The 11,334-nt window shown below is 66.5% G+C and carries 14 protein-coding genes and 1 pseudogene; 4 read left to right on the top strand and 11 right to left on the bottom strand.

Annotated elements, in window-relative coordinates; all coding sequences use genetic code 11:
* From ABNT58_RS28445 to ABNT58_RS28420, 6 genes and pseudogenes are all read right to left on the bottom strand, one after another.
* Positions 1–149, bottom strand: a pseudogene (locus ABNT58_RS28445) (chromosome partitioning protein ParB); the annotation flags it as partial.
* On the bottom strand, positions 146–784 hold the full coding sequence (parA, locus tag ABNT58_RS28440; protein WP_035884274.1) for a ParA family partition ATPase: 639 nt from the start codon (positions 782–784) through the stop codon (positions 146–148). The gene parA and the pseudogene ABNT58_RS28445, both read right to left, overlap by 4 nt.
* Before the next feature lie 253 nt (positions 785–1,037).
* A complete protein-coding gene (locus tag ABNT58_RS28435) occupies positions 1,038–1,895 on the bottom strand; it encodes a replication initiator protein A (protein WP_011517539.1) in 858 nt (285 codons plus the stop codon).
* 26 nt (positions 1,896–1,921) lie between these two features.
* A complete protein-coding gene (locus tag ABNT58_RS28430) occupies positions 1,922–2,203 on the bottom strand; it encodes a helix-turn-helix domain-containing protein (protein ID WP_023123353.1) in 282 nt (93 codons plus the stop codon).
* 83 nt (positions 2,204–2,286) lie between these two features.
* Complete coding sequence (locus ABNT58_RS28425; RefSeq protein WP_011517541.1) at positions 2,287–3,045, bottom strand: DUF2285 domain-containing protein; 759 nt, start codon at positions 3,043–3,045, stop codon at positions 2,287–2,289.
* A 341-nt stretch (positions 3,046–3,386) separates the two neighbouring features.
* On the bottom strand, positions 3,387–3,734 hold the full coding sequence (locus tag ABNT58_RS28420) for a DUF2958 domain-containing protein (protein ID WP_003056199.1): 348 nt from the start codon (positions 3,732–3,734) through the stop codon (positions 3,387–3,389).
* A 223-nt stretch (positions 3,735–3,957) separates the two neighbouring features.
* Between ABNT58_RS28420 and ABNT58_RS28415 the strand changes: the two genes are divergently transcribed.
* The gene (locus ABNT58_RS28415) at positions 3,958–4,251 is read left to right on the top strand and encodes a helix-turn-helix transcriptional regulator (protein WP_003056202.1); all 294 of its coding nucleotides are present in this window, start codon (positions 3,958–3,960) and stop codon (positions 4,249–4,251) included.
* A 353-nt stretch (positions 4,252–4,604) separates the two neighbouring features.
* Here ABNT58_RS28415 and ABNT58_RS28410 read toward each other — a convergent pair whose 3' ends face one another.
* Positions 4,605–4,919 (bottom strand): DUF736 domain-containing protein, encoded by a 315-nt coding sequence (locus ABNT58_RS28410; protein ID WP_003056203.1) that lies wholly within the window; start codon positions 4,917–4,919, stop codon positions 4,605–4,607.
* Between the two features lie 821 nt (positions 4,920–5,740).
* Here ABNT58_RS28410 and ABNT58_RS28405 point away from each other — a divergent pair.
* Complete coding sequence (locus tag ABNT58_RS28405) at positions 5,741–6,259, top strand: N-acetyltransferase (protein WP_011517543.1); 519 nt, start codon at positions 5,741–5,743, stop codon at positions 6,257–6,259.
* Positions 6,260–6,389: 130 nt separating this feature from the next.
* Here the strand turns inward: ABNT58_RS28405 and ABNT58_RS28400 are convergent, their stop codons facing one another.
* From ABNT58_RS28400 to ABNT58_RS28390, 3 genes are all read right to left on the bottom strand, one after another.
* Positions 6,390–6,599: a hypothetical protein gene (locus tag ABNT58_RS28400; protein ID WP_003056207.1), complete on the bottom strand. Its 210-nt coding sequence runs from the start codon at positions 6,597–6,599 to the stop codon at positions 6,390–6,392.
* A 62-nt stretch (positions 6,600–6,661) separates the two neighbouring features.
* Positions 6,662–8,728: a ParB/RepB/Spo0J family partition protein gene (locus ABNT58_RS28395; RefSeq protein ID WP_003056209.1), complete on the bottom strand. Its 2,067-nt coding sequence runs from the start codon at positions 8,726–8,728 to the stop codon at positions 6,662–6,664.
* A gap of 75 nt (positions 8,729–8,803) precedes the next feature.
* Positions 8,804–9,631: a DUF932 domain-containing protein gene (locus tag ABNT58_RS28390; RefSeq protein ID WP_003056211.1), complete on the bottom strand. Its 828-nt coding sequence runs from the start codon at positions 9,629–9,631 to the stop codon at positions 8,804–8,806.
* 524 nt (positions 9,632–10,155) lie between these two features.
* Here ABNT58_RS28390 and ABNT58_RS28385 point away from each other — a divergent pair.
* Positions 10,156–10,419, top strand: a complete 264-nt coding sequence (locus tag ABNT58_RS28385; protein WP_012204589.1) for a hypothetical protein — start codon at positions 10,156–10,158, stop codon at positions 10,417–10,419.
* Positions 10,420–10,566: 147 nt separating this feature from the next.
* Entirely contained in the window at positions 10,567–10,866 is a 300-nt protein-coding gene (locus tag ABNT58_RS28380; protein WP_003056213.1) for a hypothetical protein, read from the top strand.
* Positions 10,867–11,008: 142 nt separating this feature from the next.
* On the opposite strand, the gene ABNT58_RS28375 is transcribed toward ABNT58_RS28380, so the two are convergent.
* Positions 11,009–11,287 carry a hypothetical protein gene (locus tag ABNT58_RS28375; RefSeq protein WP_021027902.1) on the bottom strand — a complete coding sequence of 93 codons (279 nt, stop codon included), beginning with the start codon at positions 11,285–11,287 and terminating at the stop codon, positions 11,009–11,011.
* Between the last annotated feature and the right edge of the window lie 47 nt (positions 11,288–11,334).

Here is an 11,334-nt window from a genome sequence, read left to right as displayed (position 1 = left end):
TCGAGGGTCAGGCGGGCCGTGTAGAGGTCGCCTTTCTGGAGGTCATCGGCACTGCCCTGGCGAATCCACGCCTCGGCGTGCGGATTCGCGGGCGGGCGAGCGCCGATGCCGATGCGCTTGCCCGTGCGCTTGCTGGCAGGAGTGCTCATGACGGCCACCGCAGCAGTTCATCGACCAGCGCGGTGATTTCGCGCGCGGCGGCGCTGTCTGGCGCCGTCTCGCGTGCAAGCCGGCCGGCGGCCACGCTGTCGGCAAACACGATGCGCTGATGCACTTCCGCGCGCAGCGCAGGAAGCGGCTGCTCGGCCAGCGCGCCGCGGGCCTCGCGTCCGATCACGGTGGTGCTCACGCGCCGGTTGATGACGAAGGCCGCGCGCAGCGCAGGCCGGAACACCTGCGCCTCACGGATCAGCGCCACCATCTCGGCGCTGGCCCGCAGGTCGTAGGGGCTGGGCTGCACCGGGATCAGCACCCGCTCGGCCGCCAGCAGCGCGGAGCGCGCCAAGGCAGCGATCCTGGGTGGCCCGTCGATGACGACGTGATCGGCCCGCCTGGCGAGTTCTGGCGCTTCCTGGTGCAGCGTTTCGCGTGCGAGGCCCACGGCGCTAAATAGCCTTGGCAAACCTTGCTGGCTGCGGCGCTGTGTCCAGTCCAGCGCGGAGCCCTGTGGATCGGCATCCAGCAGGATGACCGACTGCCCGCGCATCGCCAGCTCGCCGGCGATGTGGGTGGCGAGCGTGGTCTTGCCCACGCCGCCTTTCTGGTTGAGCAGCGCGACGATCATGACCGGACCCTCCGTGTCGGAAAGCCCGCCTGTTGCCGCTGCGCTTCGCGTCCTGTGGCGGTTGTCCACCGAGGCGCGGCGCTGCTACTACCAGTTAGAGTATTTAAGTTAGGGAAGTTAGGAGAGGCCGAAACCCGCGCCAGTATTAGCTTTGCGGCCGGTTTTGTTGCCTGATAGCACGAGGATTCGTTGCCTGATAGCACGATACCTCTGTTGCCTGATAGCACGAGTCCGTCCACAGGCTGCGCAGCAGTTATCCCCGTGCCGTGGACGGCACGGGCCGGAACGTCAGCAGCGGCGAGGCAATGCCCGAGACGTACTCGATGCCCAACTGGTAGCCAGGCAAGGCTTGCCGCACCACCAGTGCGCGCAGGTCGGCGGCGAAGTCGTAGTACCGCGCCACGCTGCCCGACTTGCGGTACAGGTGCTGGAAGTCGAACTGCCAGCCGCCAGGCTGTCGCCCGCCGTGCTTGCGCACCAGGCGGTACAGCCATCGCTCGATCCCGCCCGTCAGCCGGAAATACGCCGGGTCGATGGTCAACACGAGGGCAGCATCGAGCACGCCCGCATAGAACCAGTCCGGCAGGATCAGTTCCAGCCCCAAGGGGGTGCCCTTGGCATCGGCCAGTTCCTTCCACTCGTTGATCCATGAGAAGCGATGCAGGCGCCGCCCGGTCGTCTCGCGGATCGACGTGGCCACGGTCGTGGACTGCAGCCGATCCAAGGCCGCCTTGAGGCGCTGGTAGTCGCGCAGCGACGTACCGCGCCCGATGAAGCGCAGGATCTCGTAGGGCGTGGCCTGCATCAGCCGCGACGGGCGCAAGCCCGCATCGCGGGCTTCCACAATCTGGCTTGCAGCCCAGATCAGGATGTCCGCATCCCAAATCGTGGCGATGCCATGCTCCTGCGTGCCCTCCACGCGGATCGTGATGCCGCTGGCGCGGAAGTCGATCGGCGCCGTGCGCCGCGACTTCGCCAGCGAGAAGAACGGAAAGGCCATCAAGTCCTGGCTGTCGCGCGGCGCCATGTCGCCCGGCAAGGCGCGGAACAGATCGAGCTGTTCGCGCTCTTGCATCGGTCGCTGCCGCATGGGCAGCGCGGGGCTGGACATGGCGAAGGCCACCCGCGCGCCAGCGATCAGCGCGCACGGCTGTCCGCCGAATGCTGCTCGGCGTACTCGGGCTCGGACGTGCTCTCGAAGCTGCGCTCGGCGGCCCAGGCATCGAGGTCGACCACGGCGTACATCACGCGGCGGCCGAACTTGCGGAACTTGGGACCGCCTCCCAGCACGCGCTGCTTTTCCAGCGTGCGCGGCGACAGGCGCAGGTACTCGGCGGCTTCGTCGTTGGTGAGATAGCGTTGGGGCTGCGCGGCAGCGGTCGAGACAGTAGCGGCAGGCCGCAAGGGAGCAGGACGCATGGTGAGAACCTCCATCGGTTGCAGGGCTCCGGCCACACAGCGCAACCGGATGAAGGCAGTCTCAGAAAACGAAGCCCTCCTGCTCAGGGTCGTTTTGCGCTCTCTTCAAAACGACCCTTCTCAAGCGGCGGCAGTTGTGCTAGGCGGCGATAGCCGCCGCGCATCAACGCATCGCCGCGCCGCACCAGGCGGCGCACCTTGGAGCGCAGGCCGCCGTCGCTGTACCAGCCGGCTGCGGCGTCCGCACCGAACAAGCCCTCGGCGACGTCGCGCAAGGACGCGCCCGCCAGGGTGGCGTCGAGCGCCTGCAGGGTGTGTAGCTCCAGCAGCGCCGCAGGCGGTGGCCTGGGCCGAGCCATTGACGCAGGCGTACCAGGCATAGGGGCCGCAGGGGCGGCGTGACGGCCACGATAGGCATGGGCCACGGCCATGCCGTCCTCCAGGCCAGGCGCCAGCGCATAGCGCTGGCAAAGGCTGGGGCTGCGCGCGATCAGCGCCAGACCCTTGCCGTCGTGCAGCAACTGCTTGTGGCCGGGGATGCGCCAGAACGCGAAGGCGGTGGCATCCGGAGGCGGATCGGCATCGGGGTGAAGCTGCACCACGGCCCCATGGCCGGGAAGCCAGGCCGGATGCGCGTCACGCGCATCCACGTCCGGGTCTTCCAGCAGACGCAAGCCCCAGCGATGCGCGGCATCGGGGCAGCGCGCACGGCGCAGCCAGTCGATCCGGTAGTCGGGATGGCGGCGCAGGTACTCCCAGGCCAGTGCGAGCGTGTCCAGACACAGGACGTAGAGGTAGGCGGCGGTCGGATACCAGTGCGCGAGGTGGTGCGGTTCGGCCATGACGCAAGCTCCCGTAGAGCAGGACGGCCGTCACTGGTTTCACACGCCAACGTCACCGCATCGAACTAGCATCCAATCGTGAATAAGCTGGTAGATTAGTAACTTGCGTGTCAAGACGAAAAGCATCCGATGGATTGCGCGGATCGTCTGAATGCGACGGTGGCGCGCGAGGAAATGCGGCCTCCTGCGCTATCCACCGTGCCCGATGGCACGGCTGGCGTCATGACCGTTTGCGTCAGGGTGGCACTGGTTTGGTGCAACAGTGCGGATTAAGACCTGACGGGTCTGGAGCAAGACCGAAATAGCCTCAATGCGCCCGGCTTGGCCGTGGCGCGAACGGCTCAATCGAGGACGGAACCGTTCTCCTGGGCCAGCCGCAGGTACTCCGACAACGGGCGCACCGCCCGGAAATACCGATCTCGCATCACGGGCTGTTTGCTCGGCCCGACGATGGATGCGAGGTCGGACAGCTTGATCTCGCCCAGCTCAGGCATGCTGATCCCCAAGTCGATCAGGCCATGGGCCGTATCGCCGTCAGCGGGGTCAAGCGACACCAGCAGCCAAGTGGCGTGTGCGTCCGGCGTGAACAACCGCACCACGGGCAGCGGGTCGATGGCCCGGCCAGCGGCCCGGACCCGGCCGTGTTCCAGCAGTTGCTTGCGCTCGTCCTCGGTCATGAGTTGGTTCATGGGCGTTACCTCATTCGCACAAAACCGCCGAAGCGTGAAAGCGCAAAACCGCATCGGCGGGTTTGTGGAAAGGCACGGATGCGGTTTTGTGCTTCTGTGAGAAGCTGCAGATACGGATTTCCGTAAAAGCACGAAAGCGGCAGGCGGGCATAGTTGAACACTATAGATTGTAGCCCTATAGGGCTCAATCGGATGTCATCTTGGATTTTGCGGAGATCCAGGGTTGGCAGCGAAACATACATTGTCGGAGGCACTAAAGACCATCAGGAAAGCACGTGGTTTGAGCCAGGAAGCGTTCTCGGACGTGTCCAGCCGCACCTACATGAGCACGCTGGAACGCGACCTCAAAAGCCCCACCTTGAACAAGCTGGCCGAGCTGTGCGAGGTCATGGAGGTGCACCCGCTCACGCTGCTGACGCTGGCCTATGCCGGCGACGACCTGCAGCAGGTCGATCAGCTGCTGGCGCAGGTGCGCCAGGAGTTGGAGACTGTGGCGAAGAAGAGTGACACGCCATAGCGTGCGACCGCGCTGGCGTGGCCGATCCGGTGCAGCCGGTTCGGGGACTTCAGGGGCGCCAAGCATCGCGCGGCGGGGAGAGGCCGCAGGGTTTTCCCCCGGAGGCAAGCGAAGCGCGCAGCTGCGATAGGGATTGAAGCCGAATGGCCATGACGGCGAAGTCGGCATGGGGCGCAGCCCGCAAAGCCCGGTCGGCGCAGTGCGCCGAATCGCCCTGCATTCGCCCTGGCAACACGAAGTCATGGTGATGCTGCCCGACCACCACCATCACGAAGCTGGGAGAGCCAAGCCTTCCAGTCTGCTGATCCAAGCAGTACAGCGCCCCGCCGCAGTGGGCGGGGCGCTGGCGGCCGTCAGGCCGCCTGGGGCTTGCTGCGCGACCAGATCAGGTCGTGCGTGCCGTTCTCTCCTTCGATCAGGCGGGCATAGACCGTGGCCGGGAACGAAGGATCGTCGAGGGTCACGGAGATGTACTCCCGCCCGGCCTCGCTGGTCTTCTTCCACGCCGCGCCGATGTCGTGGCTGGCGGCCTGCAGGCGGAAGTCCGGGGCCTTCTCGTTGTCCCCCTTGTCGTTGGGCACCAGCTTGACCTTGACGTTGAGCGTCAGGGTGCGAAGCGTGCCGGTGAAGCCGTCTTTGTCTGCGGTGAAGGTGCCGATGTTGGCCATGATGAAACTCCTTTTGGTGGAACAAGGTTCGCGCCCATCGCGTCCTTGTTGTGATCCGGCCGGCGGGGGACGGGCGGGCTGCACCGCTTGCGGTCGCAACGCAGTGGAGAGCCGGGAGGCGAAAAGAATTTGTCCCGCGAGGAATGCGCCGAACGCAGTGACAAAGCAGGGGAAATTGTTTTCGCCGGACGGTTGCAGCCATGAAGCCCGAGGCGCAGCCGCGCCACCGCTAGGATTCACAACAACACAAGGACGCCTTGGGCCGAACCGCATCGAAAGGAGGCAGGGCCGGCTCGGCATCCCCGCACGAAGGCAGCACCGGCTCGCCCACTGACGCGGGCCAGGTCAACCATCCGACGACAAGCGAGAACGCCCCGGCCGCACCTTGCGGCGCCGGTCTTGAGGCGTGGCGTGGAAGCTCCATAGCGATGCCGGGCGGGATGTCCGTGAACCGTCCTTCGTGACGTGATGGGCGAGAACCGCCAGCGTTGAGGACGGCACGCATTCGCACAACCTGCCGCAGCAAGCACCAGCGTGTTCGCCAGCTCCGTCCATTGCGGCGGGGCGCTGGCCGGGCCGATCCGGCATCGACGGTTCGGCGGCATCGAGGGGCGCCAAGCTCGCGCGGCGGGGATGGGCCTTGCGCCGATCCCCCGGAGGCAAGCGCAGCGCGCAGCGCCGCAGGCGCGAAGGCGTGAGTGGATTGAAGCCGAATGGCCGTGACAGCGAAGTCGGCACGGGGCGCAGCCCGAAAGCCCGGCGGCGCTACGCGCCGACACGCCCAGGCCGTTCTATATTTTGAGCAGGGAACGCAGAACACCATGACCATCCAGCTACGACACGAAACCACGAACGACATTGCCGCTATCGAGGCCGTGACCATTGCCGCCTTCGCCGATGCGCCGCACACCAGCCACACGGAGCAATTCATCGTGCGTGCATTGCGCGACGCTAGCGAACTGACGCTTTCCATCGTGGCCGAAGAACACGGCCAGGTCGTCGGCCATGTGGCTCTGTCGCCGGTGACTATCACCAACGACCACGGCCACAAGGCCAAAGGCTGGTGCGGCCTGGGGCCGATCTCCGTCCTGCCGCAGAGGCAGGGGCACGGCATCGGCTCGCGCCTGATGGAACAGGCGCTGTCTGAACTGCGGGCCATGCAGGCCGAAGGCTGTGTGCTGCTCGGAGAGCCCGCGTACTACGGGCGCTTTGGCTTCCAGGCCCATGCGGGCCTGCAACTGCCGGGCGTGCCGCCCGGCTATTTTCTCGCACTGGCCTTCCATGGGCCAGTGCCCGAAGGCATCGCGCAGTACAGCGATGCCTTCAACGCCGCCGCCTGAGTGCCAGTGAAGGCGGCGGCGTAATGCCCCGGCTATTCGGCTTCAACACCGGGCGCGGCCACCGCCGCGCCCGGATTATGCGTTTCACCGCGCCCAGGGCGGAACGGCCTGGGCGCGGTGCTGACGATGATCATTCCTTCGTTTCGATGATCCACCACACGGCACGCGGCAAGGCGCGGCCCGTGATGGGATGTATGTCGGTGAGGTCAGCGCGGGCCGACCAGCCCGAGGGCGGTCGGTAGCCGCGCACGTCGCCATCGCCGTGCCAGCGGCGGGCGCGCACCGTGCCGGGTGCATAGACCGCCGCCATGCGCGGGCGGTTGGTGGTGGTGCGGGTCATGGGGGCTTCTCCTTGCAGCGAAGCGCCCCGGTCGAAGCCGGGGCGCTTGCCTTCGGCGTGGGTCAAGCGGCCAGCGCCTCGGCGGGTTCATCCGCCATTGCCTCGGCATCCTCCGGGGCGTCCTGCTCCGGGCCTGCCTCCTGCGCGCTTTCCTTCACTGCCTGCTGCGGGCCTTCGACCTTAAAGATGGCAGGCATCCAACCCGCGCCATCGGCCAGCCGCTCGGCTTCGCTGGCAATGTCGGCCTTCTTCAGCTTCGCCAGCCGGGAAACCTGATCGGGCGCGTACTCGCCCACGGCTTGCAGAACTGCCGCCTTCGGAACGTGCTTGAAATACCCCTCGGCGGTCGGCTGCCACCATGCGGCCATGTCGAGGCCCACGGCCTGCGCCAGTTCCTCGCCGGGCTGGTGCGGTGTGGCGCGAGGCGTCACCACGTCCACCGTGGAAGCCACGCACACGGCCAGCAGCTTGACCAGTTCGCCTTGCTCCATCGCCAGCAGCGCGGCAAACAGTTCGGCGCTGTCCTCGGGCAGCTTGCCGCTCCACGCCTGCTGCAATTCACGCAGCGCCACAGCGGCGGGTGACTCGGGCCAGTCCGGGGCCATGCCGTCCAGCCGGTCTTGGACTTTCAGGCTCACGCCCAGCGGCAGGTCGCGCCCGTAGTAGCGGCCCTGCAAGACGGTCTGCACCATGCCATGCACCAGCGCGGCCACCGCCACCTGCGGATGCCGGGCCACCTCGATTTGCAGCGCGGCGGTGCGATGGGCGCTCAGGCGCTGGGCCAGTCGGTCGGAAATCGCTGCTGCCTTGGGCGGCTCGTCGTCCTCGCCTTCGTCATCGTTCGCGGCATCTGGGTCGCTGAACCCTTGGCGCAGCTTCTCCAGTGTGCGCAGTGCCTTGGCCTCGGCCTCGCGCAGCAGTCCGCGATGAATCACCACCTCGCCGTTGCGGCCGATGGTGACGATGGCCCCGGCTGCGGCCTTCACGTTCGCGCCGTACCCCTGCAAGCCGTCTTCCAGCGCCTGCAACTGCTCGCCCAGCCGCTCGCCTTCCTCTTGCAGCGCATCGGCCTTGTCCTCGTCGTCGGCGTCCGTCGCGGCATCAATGGCTTCGGCCACCTCCTGCATCTTGGCTTGCAGCCTCTCGATGCGCTGTGCTTCGCGCTTGTTCGGCTCGCGGCGCTCCCTCGGCGCACGCTGGAAGGCGTGCAGATCGGCATGGGTCACGCCCGGCGTGGCATCAGCCCAAGCCCAGCCCTCGGCCTTCACCTCTGCGGCGATGCCCGCCAGCTTGTCTTGCGCCAGTCGTTCCAGCAGCGCGGCGTCGGTCAGGTACACGCCTGCATCGCCCTCCGCGAACAGGTCGCGGCGGATGCCGCCGCCCGCCTGCTCGTAGGTGTCCAGCCCGACGAAGCGCACCAGCGGATGCCGGTAGGCGTCAATCTCGCGCTCCGTCAGACGTTCGCGCAAGTGCGAGGGTTGGCGCTGCCATTGCGGCGCATCGTAGAACGCGCATTCCTGCGCGGCGTGGTCGTCGGTGATGGAGAGCGCCATCAGCTGATCGAGGCTCACGGCATCGGCCCGGTAGTCCTCCATCAAACGCGGCGAGACATTGGCGAGCTTCAAGCGGCGCTGCACCACCAGCGGCGTAACGGAGAAATCCGCCGCAATGTCCTCAATCGGTCGGCCTTCGGCCACCAGCGCGGCGAAGGCTTCAAACTGGTCTGCTGGGTGCATGGCTTCGCGCTGCACGTTCTCGGTCAGGCTGGCGGTGCGGGCCGTGCCATCGGCCACCTGCAGGCAAGGCACGTCCCAATCCTTGGCGATACGGTGCTTCTTTGCCAGCAGCTTGAGGGCCGCAAAGCGTCGGCCACCTGCCACCACCTCGTAATGCAGGTCATCGGCGGCGGGAATCACGATCAGGTTTTGCAGCAGGCCCACGCGCTGAATGCTCGCGGCCAGCTCGGGGATGGACATGCGCGGGACGGTCTTGCGCACGTTGCGGCCCGTGGGGCGCAGCACCAGCCGCGACAGCGGAACCAGAATCATGTGCTTGCTCGGGTCGGCGGCTTGCAGCACGTTTGCGCGGCTGTCGAGGGCTTGAGCTTCGGTGTAAGTAACGGCGTTCATGGTGAATCTCCAATCAAGTGAAACAAGGGAATGGAGGGGAAACCGCCCCTCCGGCGGGGAACACGTCAGAGGGGGTCAGGCCTTGAGGGCGCGCATGCCATCGGCCAGCAGCCACAGGGCGCGGTTCAGGCGAATGTCCGAATCAATGCCCTGCACGGGGCGGGTCTGCTGTCTGCGGCCATTGGCGGCGCGGCCATGCAATCCGCCCTTGGTCAGGTTCTCCTGCGTGCGGTTGAACACGCTCCACAGGTCGGGGCGGCGGTCGTCGAAGCGGCGCGGCATCAGGATTTGCGATTCCGTGACGGGCGCGGGCTTGGTTGGGTCGTCGTACTTGAGGGCCAGCGCGGCGCGGGCGAACACTTCCGATTCCCCGGCATCCAGCGTGATGGCCTGCATGGATTCGCGCGATTCCTGCGCATGCTCGAAGCCGCTCAGCACCTGATAGGCGCCCTCGATGACATGGCCCGCCACGTCGCCCTTGTGGGGCACGCGCACATCGCCCACGGTGTCGCCGCAGACAAGGCCATTGCTGCAAACGAAGCGGAACATGCCACCCAGTAATTGATAGCTGCTCGTGCCGTCGTGCGAGTTCAGCAGGATGATTTCATTGGCTTCGCGGGCGTTGATCTGGTTGGCGTGGCGCAGGCGCAGCATGTGTTTCGTGTGCTCGCGCCGGCCCTCGTTGCGAACGCGGGTCTGGCACACCATGAAGGGCTGAAACCCCTCTTTGCGAAGCTCGGTCAGCACGGCGGCGGTGGGGATGTAGCTGTACCGCTCGGAACGGCTTTCATGGGGGGCATCCGCGAAGATGGACGGGGCCACGCGGCGGATCTGGTCATCGGACAGCGGGGAGTCGCTGCGCAATGCGGGGGAATGGGAAGCGAAGCGGGATGCGAGTTGCATGGTCTTTCTCCTGAACAAAAAGGCTGTTGAAGAAAACCGCACACCGGATTCCAAGATTCGAAGCCCAGCCTTTCGGCTGTTCGGTGCGGTCGGCGCGAGGAACCCGGTTGGCCCTGTTGCCACCGTCTTTCCTGAGTTCATCGCCCGCGACGAAAGGGAGCGCGCGGACGGGGGCCGTCAAGGAAACAAGCGCAGGGTGGGGCGGCCCGCAGGCGCAGCCGAGGACACGGCCCTGCGCGCCTTGACGGCACACGGCCGCGGGCTACAGTCGCGGACAAGGTGATGAAGTCAGGGAAGAGGACTGGACATGGCAACGGCCATCCCACAAGCCGACCGCACGGCAAGCGAAGCGCGCAGGCTCGAAGCTGGAAGCCGGGCCGGAGGCGTCAGCCGAACGGAGTGAGGGAACGATCGAAGCCCGAAGGGGGCGAGACGCCGCAGGCGGCTCGATGCGCTAGCACGAGAGCGCGACCGGCCATCTCCCAGGTGGCCGGGGACGCCCACATGACTTCAATGAAATCCCCGTGGACAGCTACCCACCCAGCCATCGGCAAAATGGCAATGGCATGGACATACGAGCCCTACAAGACGATGAACTGATGGCCCAGGCCCGAGACTGGCGGCAACGGGCACTGCGCGGCGAGAAGGACGCACGCGGCCTCGCGCACGAACTGGAATGCGAAGTGCGCCGGCGCTTCCCCAGGAACAATGCGCCCCATGCACTGCCGCCGATCCAATTGCTCGGCGCCGTGCCGCAAACACCCCAGCGGCGCTGGAAGCCCTGGTAAGCACCGGCTCAAAGGCAGCCCGCCCGCATGACTGCGCCACGGCCGATCGGCGCTGATCCCGAAATCCCCCCGAAATAGCGCGAATTTCGAGTGGCCCGGTCACGGGCCAATGCCTACCGTGGAATCTCCACCTTCTGGAGAACCACCATGAGCGATCCCATGCAACCCGGAACGCCTGCGCCTGGAGCAGAAGGGCCTGGCATCTTTCTGCCGACCCTCATCTGGACCACCGACCGCAAGACGGTAGGCAACGAGATGCAGCGCCTGCTGGGACGGCGCGCACAGCTCAACGTCCTGCTGTCCGCCTCCGAAGAAACGGACGACGGCACCACCTGGTACGCAATGGCCCAGGCCACGCTGAACCAGCTGGACTGCGATATCGAACGTCTCTTCGAGTGGCTGGGCGACTACGAACCCGACACACCCACGCCCGAAGTGCCATCGTAATGTCCGGCATGAAGGGAGCGATCCGGCACCAGCCGGTTCGCTGCGCGAGAGGGGCGCCAAGCCTGCGCGGCGGGGATAGCCCGCAGGGCTTTCCCCTGGAGGCAAGCGCAGCGCGTAGCGCCCCGCCAGGGGCGCGAAGGCATCAGGCCGGGTCGTCGGGGCGCAGGCTGGCTTCCGACACCGGCATCCACGGCGATGACGAGTCCAGCAGGTAGCGCGCACCGCGCGCGTACAGGCCCGAAAGTCCGCTGGGACGATAAAACCCGGTGACGCGGCACCGGAACTGTGCGCCAAACCCGTTGGTATAGATCACCGCGTCGCCGAGCGCAAAGCGCAAGGGCTGGCCGTTCTCCGGTGGGAACGGCTTGAACGCATCATGCTCTGCCGTGATTTCGAGGATGTAGTCGTGGTGGCTGCTCATGGCCTTGACCTCCTGAAATGATTGAGAACGCTCAGGAGCGCCTTGCG

The sequence above is a fragment of the uncultured Aquincola sp. genome (genome assembly GCF_964001545.1).
In the GTDB taxonomy this organism is placed as follows: domain Bacteria; phylum Pseudomonadota; class Gammaproteobacteria; order Burkholderiales; family Burkholderiaceae_C; genus Aquincola.
This window is presented reverse-complemented; position numbering and strand designations above follow the sequence as displayed.